The following is a 16246-nucleotide window of genomic DNA, read 5'->3' as shown; positions in this document are numbered from 1 at the left end:
CCGGAGGCCGCGTGTGCGGTCACACCGTCGCCGCCGCGCGAAGCCCCTCGAGGGTCTTCGCGCCGATGCCTTCGACCGCACTCAGGTCGTCGAGGGTGGCGAACGGGCCGTTCGCCTCCCGCCAGGCGATGATGCGCGCGGCCAAGGCCTCCCCGATCCGCGGGAGTGCGGTGAGTTCGGCGGCGGATGCCGTGTTCACGTTGACGAGCTGGGAGCCGGACGGACTCCCGGCAGCCGACCCGCTCGCGCCTCCGCCAGGTGGCACCTCGCCGACCACCGGGACGTACAGTTGCTCGCCGTCGTTCACGAACCGTGCGAGGTTCACGGCGCTGGTGTCCGCTTCCGGCAGGAGGCCGCCGGCGGAGGCCACCGCATCGAACGCACGTGATCCGTCCGGCAGCCGGTAGACACCAGGGGCCGCGACCGCTCCGAGCACATGGACGAAGAGCTCCCCCGTCGCCGAGCCGGCGGGCGCGGTCGATCCCGGTGTCGCGGCGGGCACGGGGCTCGCGTCAGCAGACAGCTCCGCCCCACCGATCGTCCTGACCGCCCCGCCTGAGGTGAACAGCGAGACGAGGATGGCGACGACGAGGGCCGCGATCACCAGCACGACGACCGCCCCGGCACGGAACTCCGGGCGCGGTAGCTCACCGAGCAAACGGCGCGTCGACGAACGCCTGGACGGCACCGGGTGGGACGTGGGTTCCGGTTCGATGGTCATCCTCGAACGCTACGAGCCCGGACACCCCGCACCACACGCTCGCCGTCGCCATGGGCACCGAGCACGCCGCGCCCGCCCCTGTGGAGCGCGTTCACGGGGGATGCAGGATCGGTCAGCTGACCGAGCGCCTCGGTGCTGACCGGTCATCTTCCGATCGGGGGCGGTCAGGCCGCTCTGGCCGCGTCGGCCCGCGCTCGTGTCGAAGATCGCCCGAACCAGATCCACAGGAGGCGAGCCGTGGCGAGGATGAGGACCGCGAACAGGCTCTGATTGATGACGCCGAACCACGAGAGTCCGCCGAGCAGAACGAAGACGGTCCAGTTCACGGCGATGTCGGCGACGATCACCGCGATGCCGAGCACGATGCCGGCGCGCCGTCGAAGGATGATCAGCACAGCGGTGATGGGGTCCAAGACCGTGAGCGTCACCCAGAACAGCCGGACGCCGGGCGGGAAGCCGCCGTAGACGTCCAACCCGCCGAGGATCAGATCCGCGGTGTGCGTGGTCGTTCCGATCAGGAAGCCGATCACCCACAGGATCTGGAACACGCGGAGCGTTCGTACTGATGGGGCGAGAGCGGTCACCCGGTCATGCTACCGAGGAAGCACAGGCAACCGCTCAGGACCCGTTCTGAGAACAGACTGCCATCGGATGGGACACGGGTCCGACTCGATGGCCTGCCCCGAGCGCGTTCGGGGCAGGCCACCGGGCCCGCCCCCGAACCGCGTCAGCCCTTCGTGGCGATGCTCACCACGCGCGGGGCGCGCACCACGACATTGACGATCTCGCGGTCGCCCACGGAACGCTGCACGGCCGCACTCGCGCGTGCAAGCTGCTCGAGCTCCTCGCCGGAGATCTTCGGCGACACCTCGAGCCGGTCGCGGACCTTGCCGTCGACCTGGACCACCGCGGTCACCTGGTCCTCGACCAACAGCGACCGGTCGGCCTTCCGCCACGGCACCAGCGAAATCGACGGCTGGTAGCCGAGCTTGGCCCACATGTCCTCGGCGGTGAACGGCGCGAAGAGGTCGAGCGCCATGGCCGTCACCTCGGCGGACTCACGCACGGCGGGGTCGCCCGCGCCGGGCCCGGCGTCGATCGCCTTCCGCGTCGCGTTGACGAGCTCCATGAGCCGTGCCACGACAACGTTGAACTTGCCTGCCTCGATGAGCCCGGGAGCTTCCGCGAGGAAGTGATGCGTGACCTTCCGCAACTTCTCGTCGCCGTCCTTCCAGGCGACGTCGGGCGAGCTGGTGACGTCGTGCGCGACCCGCCAGGCGCGTGCCAGGAACTTGGCCGACCCGGCCGGCGAGACGTCCGCCCAGTCGATGTCGTCCTCTGGAGGACCCGCGAACGCCATCGTGACGCGCAGGGCGTCGGCGCCGTACGACCGCAGCTCCTGGGCGAACTCCACCAGGTTGCCCTTGCTCTTGCTCATCTTCGAACCGTCGAGGATGACCATGCCCTGGTTGAGGAGCGCGCTGAAGGGCTCGGTGAAGCCGACCTTGCCGAGGTCGAACAGGACCTTCGTGATGAACCGCGAGTAGAGCAGGTGCAGGATCGCGTGCTCGACACCGCCGACGTACTGGTCGACCGGGGCCCACTTGTCGGCCTCCTTCGGGTCGAACGCGATCTCGTCGGAGGTCGGGTTCAGGAACCGGAGGAAGTACCACGAGCTGTCGACGAAGGTGTCCATCGTGTCGGAGTCACGCTTCGCAGGCTTCCCGCACGACGGGCAGTCCACGTTGATCCAGTCCTCAGCCGCCGCGAGGGGGCTCATGCCCTTCGGACGCAGGTCGAGACCTGCGGCATCCGGCAGTCGCACGGGGAGCTGGTCCTCGGGGACCGGCACCTCGCCACAGGCGTCGCAGTGGATGATCGGGATCGGCGTGCCCCAGTAGCGCTGTCGCGAGATGAGCCAGTCGCGGAGGCGGTAGTTCTTCGTCTTCGCGCCGAGGCCGCTCGATGCGAGCGCAGCCGTGACCTTCGGGATCGCGTTCGCCTTGCTCAGGCCGTCGAAGGGGCCGGAGTTCGTCAGGCGACCGTCGCCGGTCAGCGCGACGCCCGTCTTGGCGGGATCGATCGACGGGAGGTCCTCCGGCAGCTCACCGTCGACGATGATCGGGATGGCACCGGTGACGGGCTGGGTGGTGTCCACCACGACGCGCACGGGCAGGTCGAACGCCCGCGCGAAGTCGAGGTCGCGCTGGTCGTGCGCGGGAACCGCCATGATCGCCCCGTGACCGTAGTCGGCCAGGACGTAGTCGGCCGCCCAGATCGGCAGGCGCTCGCCACTCAGCGGGTTGATCGCGTAGCGCTCGAGGAACACGCCGGTCTTCTGGCGGTCGGTCGCGAGCCGAGCGATCTCGCTCTCACCCTTGACGCTGTCGAGGTAGGCCTGGAAGCGCCCCTTGACCTCGTCGGAGGTGTCGGCGACGAGCTCGGCTGCGAGCTCCGAGTCGGGCGCCACGACCATGAACGTCACGCCGTACAGCGTGTCGGGTCGGGTCGTGTACACGGAGACCGGCTCGGCACGACCTTCGATGGAGAACGAGACGTCCGCACCGTTGGATCGACCGATCCAGTTCCGCTGCATGCTGAGGACCTTGGCCGGCCAGGTGCCCTCGAGCTGGTTGAGGTCGTCGATCAGGCGGTCGGCGTAGTCGGTGATGCGGAAGTACCACTGGGTGAGTTTCTTCTTCGTCACCTCGGCGCCGCAGCGCTCGCAGTGTCCGTCGACGACCTGCTCGTTCGCGAGCACGGTCTGGTCGTTCGGGCACCAGTTGACGGGGCTCGCCTTGCGGTACGCGAGGCCCTTCTCGAACAACTGGAGGAACAGCCACTGGTTCCACCGGTAGTACTCGGGGTCGCTCGTGTGGAGCTCGCGGTCCCAGTCGAACGAGGGGCCGTACTGACGGAAGCTGGCCTTCTGCTGCGCGATGTTCGCGTAGGTCCACTCGCGCGGGTCGACACCGCGCTGGATGGCGGCGTTCTCGGCGGGGAGCCCGAACGAGTCCCAGCCGATCGGGTGCAGGACGTTGAAGCCCTGGTGACGCCAGTACCGCGCGACGATGTCGCCGAAGCCGAACGCCTCGGCGTGACCCATGTGCAGGTCGCCCGAGGGGTACGGGAACATGTCGAGCACGTACTTGCGCGGACGTTTGTCGGCAGGCTCGCCTGCTGCGAAGGGCTTCAGCTCGTCCCAGACGGGAAGCCACTTCTCCTGGATCGCCTGGAAGTCGTACCGCTCGCCGTCTCGGCGGTCGTCGGTGTTGCGCTCGTCTGACACGTCACTCTCAATCACTGCAGGTGCTGGGGGTGGAATCCCGTGGGTTGCTCGCACGGCGCTCGGCCGCAGGATGGACGGGCTGGAGCGCACGAAGGCGCTCCGTCCAACGGTCAAGCCTACCGGGATTCGGCAGGCGGACGTCCGACGCCGAGTGCCGCCAGCGGGGCCGCCGCCTTGGTCCACGTCTCCTCGAGCTCCTCCCGGGCGTCGGACAGCGCCGTGATGCCACCACCCGTGCCGATCGACGCACCCTGCGGATCGATCACGATCGAGCGGATGACCATGGCGAGGTCCATCGATCCGTCCGCGGCCAGCAGGCCGAAGGCACCGGCGTACACCCCGCGCGGTCCCGCCTCGAGGTCGTGCAGCAGTTCCATCGCCCGGCGTTTCGGGGCCCCGGTCATCGATCCGGCCGGGAATGCGACCTCGACGACGTCGAGTGCGTCCAGTCCTGTGCGCAACCGTCCTTCGACGGTGCTGACGAGTTGGTGCACCTGCGGGTAGCTCTCGACGTGATGGAGCGCCGTGACCGCCACGGAACCCAGCTCGCAGACCCGGGAGAGGTCGTTCCGCATCAGATCGACGATCATGAGGTTCTCCGCGCGCTCCTTGGGACTCGCCAGCAGGTCGGCGCGCTGGCGGGCGTCCTCATCGGGATCGGCACCTCTCGGCCGGGTCCCCTTGATCGGCTTCGTCCGGACGCGGCCGTCTGCCGAGACCTCGAGGAACTGCTCCGGAGACGCGCTCGCGAGACTGATCGAACCGAACCGGAGGAAGCCGCCGTGGTGCGTGGGACTCGTCCTGCGCAGCCGCAGATAGGTCGCAAGCGGGTCGTGGACGCCGTCGACGCGCAGGTGGTTCGTCAAGCACAGCTGGTAGGCGTCCCCGCGGGTGATGTGCTCCTGGCACCGCTCGACGAGCCGCAGGTACGCGGCATCGCTGTGCCGGGGCGCGCAGACCCCGCCGGCCGCCTCGGTCACGGGAGGAGGCTCGGCCGCCGTGCTGAGCCGCTCGACGGTCGTCGCGATCCAGTCGGGATCGTCCGACGAGACCGTGACCGTCCGCGCCGCATGGTCGAACCGCACCTGATCGTCGAGGCGCAGGAAGAGCGCGTCCGGGGAGGCCGCCGCGTGTGCAGGAACCCCGACGAGCCCTGCCCCCGACTCGTAGCCGAACCACCCGACCCAATCGCCCGGGTCATCGTCCGCGCGCACCGTGCGGAGGGCGTCGAGGATCGTCGTCCGGTCGACCGAGGCTGCCACCGGGGTGACGCGCTCCACCGTGCCGAGCCGGACGTCCGCCACGAGGCGTTCCGTCCCGCGTCCGATGAGGCTGACGCCGGTCCGGGCGTCCTGACCCGAATCCAACCAGGCCGCCCAGGGCTCGTCAGCGAACACGCGTCGGTAGACGTCCTCCGGCTCGGACCAGGCCGGGAGGACGACCTGCCGGCGTGCTCCGGCGGATCGCATCAGCCGACGGCCGCGATCGGCGGCGCGACGATCCGGAGGCGACCGGTCACCAGGCTGTCGGGAACCGGCGTGTGCGAGATCACGATGACCGCACGACCCTCGGATCCCGCGACACCGAGCAGGTCCTCGAGCAGGGCGGTCGCGCGCTCGGGATCGACGTTGGCGGTCGGCTCGTCGAGCACGAGCACGGGGAACTCGCGGAGGAGCGCACGGGCGAGGGCGATGCGTTGCGCCTGCCCCCCGGAGATGAGCGCGCCGTGCTCCCCCACCGGGCGGTCGAGCCCGCCGCGCTCGGCGAGCCAGGACGAGAGCCCGACCCGTTCCAGCACGGCCTCGAGCTCGGCGTCGTCGGCCGTGTCCCTGGCGAAGAGGAGGTTCTGGCGGATGTCGGCGTCGAAGAGGAACGGACGCTGCTCGACGAGCCCGACCGACTCGCGCAGCGTGTCCGGGCGGAGGTCGCGTGCCTCGACACCGCCGACGCGGTACACACCCTCGTACTCGAGGAAGCGGACGAGAGCGTGCGCCAGGGTGGTCTTCCCGGCTCCGCTGTCACCTTCGACGAGCAACCGGTCGCCGGCCGACAGCCGGAAGCTGATCGGCGCGAGAGCCGCCACCGTACTCCCGGGCCACCGTGCGCTGAGGTGCTCCGCCTCGAGCATGACGCCGTCGAAGGTCGGCGTGAGGATGCCGCCGGTGTACTCGTCCGGGATCTCGTCGGGGCGCTCACTCGGGACCGCGTCCGCCACGCGCTCGGCACTCGCGACCGCTTCCCGCCAGGCCCCGAACGCGAGGGGCACCATCGCGCAGACCTCGAACACGGCGAGCGGGACGAGGACGATCACGGTGAGCGCGGGGCCGCCGATCGTTCCCAGCGCCGGCATGCCTGCCCAGAGCGCCGCGACGACGGACGCCCCGGAAGCCAGGGAGAGGACGGCGCCGGCAACCCCGGCGCCCGCGGCCCGCCGCACCATCGCATGTGTGAGTGCCGCGTCGGCATGTTCGATCCGTGCCCGCGCGGCGTCGACCGCGCCGTAAGCGGTCAGCACGTCGAGACCGGTCACGAGCTCGAGCAGGGCTTCCGACAGCGCACCGCGCAGCGGCGCGAGTTCGCGTTCGGCGCGCGCCGCCACCCGACTCACGAGCAACCACGAGACGAGGAACGCCGCGACGAGGCAGACCGCGAGCGCGATCCCGGCGGCCGGGAGCAGCGCGGTCGTGAGGATGACGGAGGCTCCGGCGACGACACCCGAGACCACCAGTGGTTGGACGATCCGCAACGGCACGTTCTGCAGCTCGTCCACATCGGTCACCAGGCGGGTGAGGAGGTCGCCCCGGCCGGTGATCTGCAGTCCGTCGGGAGCCACCGGGATGACGCGTTCGATCATGCCGGCGCGCAGCTGCGCCAATTGACGGAATGCAGCGTCGTGGCTGAGCAGGCGTTCGAGGTACCGGAAGGACGCCCGGGCCAGCGCGAACGCGCGCACCCCGACGACGGCGACACCCAGCTCGACGATCGAGGGCTGCTCGGCGGCCTTCGTGATGAGGAACGCGCTCGAAGCGAGGAGGGCGACGGCGGCCCCCGCGGAGAGGATGCCGGCCAGGAGTCCAGGGACGAAGCGGCGCGCCGGCGGCTGCGCCAGTCGGATGATCTGTCGGACGCGCTCATCCATGGAGCATCACCTCGTCGTCCTGGACGCGTTCCGACCGCACGCGGATCTCGAGCACGGCATCCGCGTGTTCGACGATCGACGGTCGGTGGGTGATGACGATGACGGCCGCCCCGGCCCGAGCGGCGTCGCGCGCGGCGTCGATGACGAGCGCCTCGGACGCGGCGTCGAGCGCCGAACTCGGTTCGTCGAGCAGCAGCACCGGCGTGCCGGCATCCGCCGGGGTGCGCCGCAGCCGGTAGAGGGCCCTCGCGATCGCGATCCGTTGCGCCTGCCCACCGCTCACGCCGTCGCCGACCGCGCCGATGGGGTGTCCGAGCGGCAGCGCGGACAGCCCGAGTGCCGACAACGCCTCGACGATGAGCGCCTCGTCGGGTGCGTCATCGCCCAACGCGACGTTGCTGCCGACCGTCCCCGCGATGAGGACCGGTCGCTGCGGCGCCCACGACAGCCAGCGTCGTCCGCCGGGCGTGGGCGGCACGCGTCCGCCGTCGTGCAGGATCGATCCGGTGGCGTCCACGAATCCGAGGATCGCCGACGCCATGCTCGTCTTCCCAGCTCCGCTGGCGCCGACGACAGCCGTCACCACGCCGGCCGGGAACGTCACGTCGAGGCCGTCCAGCACCCGCAGCTCGTCGTGCTGCACGCCGAGACCGTCGAGTACCAGGCCAGACGTCCGGCGAGCGGAGTCGCCGACCGTTGCCGAATCGCCGACCTGATCAGGAGCCGACGGCGATTCGCGCGCGGCCTTGGCTTCGTCGAGGATCTCGAAGACCTCGTCGGCGGCGGTGACGCCCTCCGCGGCCGCGTGGTAGTTCGCACCGACGTTCCGCAGTGGCAGGAAGGCCTCCGGGGCCAGGATCAGGACGAAGAGCCCCGTTCCGAGGAGGAGCGAGCCGTCGAGGAGGCGTAGGCCGATGCCGACCGCGACCACGGCGACGGCGAGACTCGACAGCAGTTCGAGGGCGAAGCCGCTCACGAACGAGAACCGCAGGACCTTCATGGTCTCGACGCGGTACTCCTCGGTGACGGTTCGGATCCGCTGCACCTGCCGGTGCTGCCGTCCGAACAGCTTGAGGGTCGCCATGCCCGCGACGAGCTCCAGGAACCCGCGCGACAGGTGGGCCAGGGTCTCCCACTGGCGCCGCTGCACCGCCTGGGTCGCGAATCCGATGAGGATCATGAAGACGGGGATGAGCGGGAGCGTCACGATCACCGTGATGCCGCTGAGCGGGTCCTGGATGAAGATCACCGCCGCGATGATCGGCATGGCGATCGCCGTGAGGATGAGCTGCGGGACATAGCGACCGAAGTACGCGTCCAGGGCGTCGAGCCCGCGGCCCGCCACGGTCGTCAGTGAAGCTGAGCTCCGACGCGAGACCCACCCCGGCCCGAGCGTCTCGAACGCGCCGGCGAGGGCCCGCCGCAACTGACTGCGGACGATCGCGGAGCCACGGGCGTTCACCGAGTCGGATGCCAGGACGGTCCCGGCACGCAGCACCACGATGCCGATCAGCAGCCAGAGCGACGGCAGGAGCTCCTCGACCGGATCCCCCGCGATCGACCGGGACACGAGCTGGGCGACGAACCACGCGAACCCGAGCGTGCAGGCGGTCTGGACGAGCGCGATGACCGCGCCGAGTCCGAGGATCGACCGGGCTCCGCGGGCATAGCGGAGCAGTCGCGGATCGAGGGGGCGCACGATGACAGGTTAGTGCGCGGCGGCTTCGATGTGCTTCCGCGTGATGCGCTTGCGGAACACCCAGTACGTCCATCCCTGGTAGGCGAGGATCAGCGGCAGGAAGATCAGGGCGGTCCACGACATCACCGTGAGGGTGTACTCCGTCGAGGAGGCGTTCGCGATCGTCAGGCTGTTCGCCGGGTCGTTGCTCGCCGGCATCACCGCTGGGAAGAGCGCGGTGAACAGGGTGAGCACGGCCGCGGCGACGGTCACGGCCATGAGCGCGAACGCACGGCCTTCCAGCCCTCGGCTGTTCGCGAACCAGGCGCTGATGAGCGAGACCGCGGCGATGGCCGCGAGGATCAGCACCGGGAGCGAGAAGTGCGCGAGGACGGTCCACCCGAGGAACGACGCGGCGAGGAGGATGGCGACGAGCCCGGCTCGGCTCGCGAGGCGGCGGGCGCGCTCGCGGATGTCGCCCTCGGTCTTCAGCGAGGCGAACACGGCTCCGTGGGCGAAGAAGAGCACGAGCGTCGTGAGACCCCCGAGGATGCCGTACGGGTTGAGCAGGGTGAAGAGCGTGCCGGTGAAGTTGTGGTCGGCATCGAGCGGGACGCCCTGGACGATGTTCGCGAAGGCGACGCCCCAGAGGAAGGCCGGCAAGGCCGAGCCCACGATGATCATGAGGTCGAAGCGCCGTTTCCAGGAGGCTTCCGGCCGCTGGTGCCGGTACTCGAACGACACCCCTCTGATGATGAGCGCGAGCAGGATGAACAGCAGCGGGAGGTAGAAGCCGCTGAACAGGGTCGCGTACCACTCGGGGAACGCGGCGAAGAGGCTCGCCCCGGCGACGATCAGCCAGGTCTCGTTGAGGTCCCAGACCGGCCCGATGGTGTTGATGAGCATCCGGCGGTCGGTCTCGTCCTTCCCGAGGAAGGGGATCGTCATGCCGACGCCGAAGTCGAAGCCGTCGAGGACGAAGTAGCCGACGAACAGTGCGGCGATGATCCAGAACCAGAGAATCGTGAGGTCCATGATGCGCTCCTAGTAGACCGTGGTCGCGGGGGCGGCGGGCTTCTGCACGCCGTCCTCGTCGGGTTCGGACAGCTCGATCGGGTCGGGCCCGGCCTTGATCGTCTTCTTCAGGAGTCCGAACTCGACGACGAGCAGCGACCCGTAGACGACGGTGAAGGCGATCAGCGAGATCAGGACGTCGAGGCCGGTGGTGTTCGGCGAGACCGCGTCCTCCGTCTTCAACAGGCTGAAGACGATCCACGGCTGGCGGCCCATCTCGGTGAAGACCCAGCCCATGGTCATGGCGAGGAACGGCATCGGGACGGCCCAGACCGCGACGCGCCACATCCAGCGCTTCGGCTCGCGGCCCTTGCGGGTGAACCAGAGACCGGCGGCCGCGACGAGCATCGAGGCGAGGCCGAGACCGATCATCCAGCGGAACGCCCAGTAGGTGACCCAGATGACGGGCGAGTAGTCGCCCGGACCGTAGAGCTGGGTGTACTGCGCCTGCAGGTCGTTGATGCCCTCCACCGTGCCGTCGAAGGTGTGGGTCGAGAGGAACGACAGGAGGTACGGGATGCGGATCGAGAAGAGCTCGTGGACGCCGTCGGGCGTGCCGAGGGTGAAGATCGAGAAGGAGGCGTCGGCACCGCTCGCCGTGTTGTACATCGCCTCCGCAGCCGCCATCTTCATCGGCTGGGTCTCGACCATGGCCAGGCTGAGCTGATCGCCGGCGAGCATGGTGGCACCACCCGCGAGAAGCATGCTCCACGCACCGACCTTGAGCGCCGGGCGCATCGCCTCGACGTGCTGGCCCCGGGCGAGGTGCCAGGCGGCGGCGGTGATGATGACGGCTGCGGAGACCATGAAGCACGCGAAGATCGTGTGCGGGAAGGCGGCCAGGGCGACCTTGTTGGTCAGCAGCTCCCAGATGTTCGTGAGCTCGGCGCGGCCGCGCTCCTCGTTGATCCGGAAGGCGACCGGGTTCTGCATGAAGGCGTTCGCCGCGATGATGAAGTAGGCCGACAGCACGGTGCCGAGCGCCACGATCCAGATGGTGGCGAGGTGGAGCTTCGGTGACAGCTTGTCCCAGCCGAAGATCCAGAGTCCGATGAACGTCGCCTCGAGGAAGAACGCGAGCAGGCCCTCGAGTGCCAGCGGTGCGCCGAAGACGTCGCCGACGAACCTGGAGTAGGTGGACCAGTTCATGCCGAACTGGAACTCCTGGACGATGCCCGTCACGACGCCCATGGCGAAGTTGATGAGGAAGATCTTCCCGAAGAACCGCGTGAGCTGCAGGTAGTGCAGCTTGCCGGTCCGGACCCAAGCGGTCTGGAACCCGGCGACCGTCACGGCCATGCCGATGGTGAGCGGCACGAAGATGAAGTGGTAGACGGTGGTGAGGCCGAACTGCCAGCGGGACAGCAGTAGCGGGTCGAGAAGGTCGTTCACGATGAACACTCCATTTTTCGCGGCATCCAGGGAAGGCGGCGCAGGTGCGGCCCGATCGGGGTGGTCATCCCCGTGGCTTCGATCCATGTCGTCGACACCAATCGTACCCGAATTTGCGCCTGTGGTCAGACCACACATCCAAGGGTGTCCTAACAGGGGTTTCGGAGCCCGTCCCACACCTGCCGCACTAGGCTTCGATCCGTGAACGACGTGCTCGGCTGGCTCCTCGACCTGGTGCAGAGCGTCGACCCCGTGACGCGCACGATCCTCGCCGGCGTCGGCATCATGCTCGAGACCTCGGTCCTCGTCGGCCTCGTCGTCCCGGGCGACACGGTCGTCATCGTCGCCAGCACCGCCGTCGTCGGACCCGTCCAGTGGATCTCGATGATCCTCGTCGTCATCACCGGAGCGCTCATCGGCGAGTCCGTCGGGTTCGCGCTCGGCCGCTGGTTCGGCCCGCGCATCCGTGCCAGCCGACTCGGCCGCCGCATCGGCGAGCGCCACTGGGCCCGTGCTGAGCGCTATCTCGACCGGCGGGGCGGCATAGCCGTCTTCATCTCGCGGTTCCTCCCGGTCTTGCACTCGTTGATCCCGCTCACCGTCGGAATGAGCACGATGAGCTATCGGCGGTTCATCTCCTGGACACTGCCCGCCTGCATCATCTGGTCCTCGGCCTACGTCTCCGTCGGCGCACTGGCCGCGGGCAGCTATCGCGAGCTGTCGGACCGCCTCCATTGGGCGGGCTACGTCTTCGTCGGCATCATCGTCGTCTTCGCCGTCGTGGTCCTCGTCGTGAAGCGACTCCTCCAGCGGAGCGAGGAGCGACACATGCTCGCCCAGGAGGACGCGACACCTCCCGACGACGCCTCGACGCCCGAGTAGCAGACCACCGTCATCGCCGCGAGACGGCGGGCCGGACGCACCGGCATGACAGACTGAACGGGTGAAGGCATCCGACGATCGTCCAACGGCCTCCTCCGACGCCGCCGAGCAGATCCGGCACTTCGCCGCACGGATGGAGGACGCCGTCCAGCTGCGCCGCCAGCGTCGTGCGAGGCGGCACGGACGTGAAGCGGCGATCATCCCCTTCACCGGCTACGGATCGACGTCGTGGATCCGTGTCCTGGCCAGGGTCGTCCTGGCGGAACCCGGCAAGACCACCGTCCAACCGCAGCAGAAGGTACGTGGTTGGAAGAGTTTCTTCGCGCTGAGCATCGCCGACCCGACGGTCGAGGTGGAGGTCGACGGGCAGCGTCACACGGTCACGGGCGACCGAGGCGGCGTGGTCGACGCGGTGGTCCAGGTGTCCCTCACCCCCGGCTGGCACACCCTCAGACTGAGTTCGGAGGGCAGCGACCCGGTGGAAGCGCCGGTCTTCATCGTCGCCGACGACATCGAGTTCGGCATCGTCTCCGACATCGACGACACGGTGATGGTGACGGCGCTCCCCCGCCCACTCGTCGCGGCCTGGAACACCTTCGTCCTCGACGAGCACGCCAGGACACCGGTGCCCGGCATGGCGGTCTTCCTCGAGCGCACGGCGCGTGAGCACCCCGGTTCGCCGATCATCTACCTTTCCACCGGCGCCTGGAACGTCGCGCCGACGCTCACCCGGTTCCTCTCCCGCAACCTCTACCCCGCCGGCGCCCTCCTTCTCACCGACTGGGGCCCGACGCACGACCGGTTCTTCCGCAGCGGTCGCGAGCACAAGCGCAACAACCTCGACCGGTTCGCCGAGGACTTCCCGCGTCTGCGGTGGCTGCTCGTCGGCGACGACGGACAGCACGACGAAGCCCTCTACCGGAGCTTCGAGGAACGCCACCCCGACCGCGTCGCCGCCGTGGCGATCCGTCAGCTCTCCCCCGGTGAGGCGGTCCTCGCCGGGGGGCGCTCGAAGGTCGGCGCCCAGCACGAGGGTGCCCCCTGGGTCTACGCGGGGAACGGCGCGGAACTGCTCGACCAGCTCCACGACAAGCTCTGACGGCACCGATGTCCGTCGTCCCCGTCCTGCGCATCAGATCACGACTGCCCCTGCTCCAGGTGCTGAAGACGGCGCTGGCCGCCGTCGCGTCCTGGATCGTCGCGATCACGATCATCCCGGGCCAGCTCCCGGTCTTCGCGGCCATCGCGGCGATCCTCGTGGTGCAGCCGAGCGTCAACCAGTCGTTCGGGAAGGCGCTCGAGCGCAGCCTCGGGGTCATCACCGGCGTCATCCTCGCGACGGCCATCGGGATCGTCTTCGGACACTCCGCCTGGATCGTGCTCCTGGCGATCGTCATCTCCATCCTGCTCGGATGGGTCCTCCGCCTCGGGCCCGGATCCGCGAACCAGATCCCGATCAGCGCGATGCTGGTGCTGTCGATCGGCGCCGCGACCCCGGACTACGCGGTCGCGCGGATCGTCGAGACCGTGCTCGGTGCGGGCATCGGACTCCTCGTCAACGTCGTCCTCGTCGCACCGGTCCTCCTCGCCCCCGCGAAGGCGGCGGTGACCACCCTCGCGCTCGCGTGCGCCGACACCCTGGACCATCTCGCCACGTCCCTCACGCGTGCGAACTCGGACGCGGAGCTGGTGGCACTGCTCCAAGAGGCTCGGGCGCTGAAGCCCCTGCGAGACCGGGCGATCGCCGCGGTGAAGGAAGGCGATGACAGCCTGCTGCTCAACCCGCGTCGATCGAGGCACCGAGACGAGCTCGACCGTCAGCGCATGCTGCTGCGCCGACTGGAGCCGGTGGTCACGAGGACCCTCGGTATGGCGCGTTCAGTGCACGACCACGACGACCCGACCCTGCACGAGGAGCCGACGGTGGCGGACATCGCCGTCGAGCTCGCACGGGCGGCCCACGACCTCAGGCTGCTGGTGAACGATCGTGCCGCGTCCGACGAGCCGCCGACCGAGACCGCGGAGATCCCGGCGCTGACCGCTCCCCTCGTGATCGCCCGCCCGCACCCCCAGCACTGGATCCTCATCGGATCGCTCATGGAGGACCTCCGTCGCGTGCGCGACGAGATCGTCGGCGAGCCGACCTGAGTCGGCCGGATACACGAAGGGCCGGTGGAGCGATGCTCCACCGGCCCTTCGACGTCCTGGGACTACGCCTGGTGCGCGGCCTGCAGTTCGATGGTGATCGTGACGTCGTTGCCGAGCAGCACGCCGCCGGTCTCGAGCGCCGCGTTGTAGGTGAGGCCGAAGTCCTCGCGGTTGATCTTGGTGGTCGCCGTGGCGCCGAACTTGTAGTTGCCGTAGGGGTCGGTCGCGAAGCCGCCGAACTCGACGGTGAAGGTGACGGGCTTGGTCACGCCCTTGATCGTGAGGTCGCCGTCCACGAGGAAGTCGTCGCCCTTGGCGCGGGCGCCGGTCGAGACGAAGTCGATCGTCGGGTAGGTCTCGGCGTCGAAGAAGTCGCCGGTGCGGAGGTGACCGTCGCGGTCGGCCTGGTTCGTGTTGATCGATGCGACCTCGGCGGACGCGGTGATCTTCGTCTCGAGGGGGTTCTCCGGCGTGACGAACGTCGCGTTGAAGCGCTCGAACTTGCCCTTGACCTTCGAGACCATGATGTGGCGGATGCTGAAGCCGACCTCGCTGTGCGTGGCGTCGACCTCCCAGGTGCCAACCTTGTAGCCGGGAATCGTCAGGGTGTCGGTCATGCGGTACTCCTTGCGTCGATGTGCGGCGCGCTCGCGCCACGTTCTATTCAAACGCACGGACCTGGGAGCTATTCCCGCATCCCCGAGAAATTCTCCTCACCGACATCAGCGCGACATCGGCCGGAGCGACGGCAGGCCGAGCCGGACGCGCAGCAGTCGGTGCGCCGCATCGGCGACCGTCGACTCCGGAACCCTCCCGGACCGGACCGCGGCGGCGATGTCGGCCACGAGCACGGCCGGGTCGACACCGGTCGACGACGGGTCGGCCCCGAGGACGTAGAGCAGCATCGTGCTGCCGGCGGCCACGGCGCGGATGGCGTTCTCCGAGGGGTTCTGGTACTCCGGCAGACCCGTGTGCTGCAGCATGAGCATGTCGTCGGTGATGGTGATGCCCGTGAAGCCGAGGTCGTTCCGGAGGCGCTCGTGCCACGCAGCCGACAGCGTCGCCGGTGCGGCGTCGACCGCTGAGTAGACCAGATGGCCGAACATCACGACCTCGGCCCCGGCGTCGATACCGGCGACGAACGGCAGGGCATCGGTCGCAGCCCAGTCCGCGGCACCGATGGCCGTCGTCGGGACCGTCGAGTGGGAGTCCCCCGGCGCCTGTCCATGGCCAGGGAAGTGCTTCAGGGTGCTGAGCACCGCACCCCGCTCACCGTGGACGGCCGCGGCCACCCGCTCCGCCGACGCGTCCGGCGTCGTTCCGAGGGCACGGTCGTAGATGAAGGAGGTCGGATCGGCGGTCTCGTCCGCGACGATGCCGAAGTTCACGGTGCAGCCCGCATCGGCCAGCATGGCCGCTCGTTGGCGGAACGCCTCCTCGCTCGCAGCGGGCGGCTGCGACTTCAGGGTGTCGGCAGCGGCGAAGACGTCCTCGTCGATGCGCCGCACATCGCCGCCCTCCTGGTCGATGCCGATGAGCAGCGGCATGGTCGGGTCGGGGCTGAGGGCGCTCGTCACCGCGGGCAGCCCCGCGAGGCCCGGCACGTTGTCGCCCATGACGATGAACCCGCCCGGCTGATACCGCTCGACGAATGCCCGGAGCGTGCCCGGGTCGGTGCCTGGAGCGTGGAGCATCAGCATGGATGCGATCCGCTGTTCGAGGGTCATCGCGGCGAGTTCGGCGGCCGCACGCTGGTCGGCGACAGCCGGAGTCGTGCTCGTGGGGCGGCTCGACGGCTTCGAGGATCCGGGCTCCGTGCACCCGGACAGGCCGAGGACGGCACCCGCCGCCGTCGAGGCGCCGACTGCGAGAAACCCTCGTCGTCCCAGCTGCACCGGCCCACTCTAGGCTCAGATCTTCCAC

13 protein-coding genes are annotated in these 16246 nt (G+C 69.3%); 3 read left to right on the top strand and 10 right to left on the bottom strand.

The window, feature by feature from the left end; genetic code table 11:
- Positions 1-19: 19 nt before the first annotated feature.
- The 8 genes from FGL15_RS17795 to FGL15_RS17760 all read right to left on the bottom strand — a co-directional run bounded on the left by FGL15_RS17795 (position 20) and on the right by FGL15_RS17760 (position 11293).
- Positions 20-721: a helix-hairpin-helix domain-containing protein gene (locus FGL15_RS17795; RefSeq protein WP_138946905.1), complete on the bottom strand. Its 702-nt coding sequence runs from the start codon at positions 719-721 to the stop codon at positions 20-22.
- Between the two features lie 164 nt (positions 722-885).
- Entirely contained in the window at positions 886-1305 is a 420-nt protein-coding gene (locus FGL15_RS17790) for a hypothetical protein (protein WP_138946904.1), read from the bottom strand.
- 143 nt (positions 1306-1448) lie between these two features.
- Complete coding sequence (gene leuS, locus FGL15_RS17785) at positions 1449-4010, bottom strand: leucine--tRNA ligase (RefSeq protein WP_205858640.1); 2562 nt, start codon at positions 4008-4010, stop codon at positions 1449-1451.
- Between the two features lie 116 nt (positions 4011-4126).
- On the bottom strand, positions 4127-5479 hold the full coding sequence (gene pabB, locus FGL15_RS17780; RefSeq protein WP_138946903.1) for an aminodeoxychorismate synthase component I: 1353 nt from the start codon (positions 5477-5479) through the stop codon (positions 4127-4129).
- Entirely contained in the window at positions 5479-7149 is a 1671-nt protein-coding gene (cydC, locus tag FGL15_RS17775; RefSeq protein ID WP_138946902.1) for a thiol reductant ABC exporter subunit CydC, read from the bottom strand. Before cydC ends, pabB begins: the two co-directional genes overlap by 1 nt.
- Complete coding sequence (gene cydD, locus FGL15_RS17770) at positions 7142-8848, bottom strand: thiol reductant ABC exporter subunit CydD (protein WP_138946901.1); 1707 nt, start codon at positions 8846-8848, stop codon at positions 7142-7144. Before cydD ends, cydC begins: the two co-directional genes overlap by 8 nt.
- Before the next feature lie 9 nt (positions 8849-8857).
- On the bottom strand, positions 8858-9862 hold the full coding sequence (cydB, locus tag FGL15_RS17765; RefSeq protein WP_064295578.1) for a cytochrome d ubiquinol oxidase subunit II: 1005 nt from the start codon (positions 9860-9862) through the stop codon (positions 8858-8860).
- A 9-nt stretch (positions 9863-9871) separates the two neighbouring features.
- Positions 9872-11293 carry a cytochrome ubiquinol oxidase subunit I gene (locus tag FGL15_RS17760; RefSeq protein WP_079003899.1) on the bottom strand — a complete coding sequence of 474 codons (1422 nt, stop codon included), beginning with the start codon at positions 11291-11293 and terminating at the stop codon, positions 9872-9874.
- Between the two features lie 201 nt (positions 11294-11494).
- Here FGL15_RS17760 and FGL15_RS17755 point away from each other — a divergent pair, with 201 nt between their 5' ends.
- The 3 genes from FGL15_RS17755 (at position 11495) to FGL15_RS17745 (ending at position 14323) form a co-directional block, all read left to right on the top strand.
- Complete coding sequence (locus tag FGL15_RS17755; protein WP_138946900.1) at positions 11495-12175, top strand: DedA family protein; 681 nt, start codon at positions 11495-11497, stop codon at positions 12173-12175.
- 133 nt (positions 12176-12308) lie between these two features.
- Positions 12309-13274 (top strand): App1 family protein, encoded by a 966-nt coding sequence (locus FGL15_RS17750; RefSeq protein WP_085511052.1) that lies wholly within the window; start codon positions 12309-12311, stop codon positions 13272-13274.
- 8 nt (positions 13275-13282) lie between these two features.
- Complete coding sequence (locus tag FGL15_RS17745; protein ID WP_138946899.1) at positions 13283-14323, top strand: aromatic acid exporter family protein; 1041 nt, start codon at positions 13283-13285, stop codon at positions 14321-14323.
- Between the two features lie 62 nt (positions 14324-14385).
- Here FGL15_RS17745 and FGL15_RS17740 read toward each other — a convergent pair whose 3' ends face one another.
- On the bottom strand, positions 14386-14940 hold the full coding sequence (locus FGL15_RS17740) for a YceI family protein (RefSeq protein ID WP_079705738.1): 555 nt from the start codon (positions 14938-14940) through the stop codon (positions 14386-14388).
- 105 nt (positions 14941-15045) lie between these two features.
- Positions 15046-16218 (bottom strand): glycoside hydrolase family 3 N-terminal domain-containing protein, encoded by a 1173-nt coding sequence (locus tag FGL15_RS17735; RefSeq protein WP_138946898.1) that lies wholly within the window; start codon positions 16216-16218, stop codon positions 15046-15048.
- Positions 16219-16246: the final 28 nt, after the last annotated feature.

The sequence above is a fragment of the Plantibacter sp. M259 genome (assembly GCF_006065115.1).
In the GTDB taxonomy this organism is placed as follows: Bacteria; Actinomycetota; Actinomycetes; order Actinomycetales; family Microbacteriaceae; genus Plantibacter; species Plantibacter auratus.
This window is presented reverse-complemented; position numbering and strand designations above follow the sequence as displayed.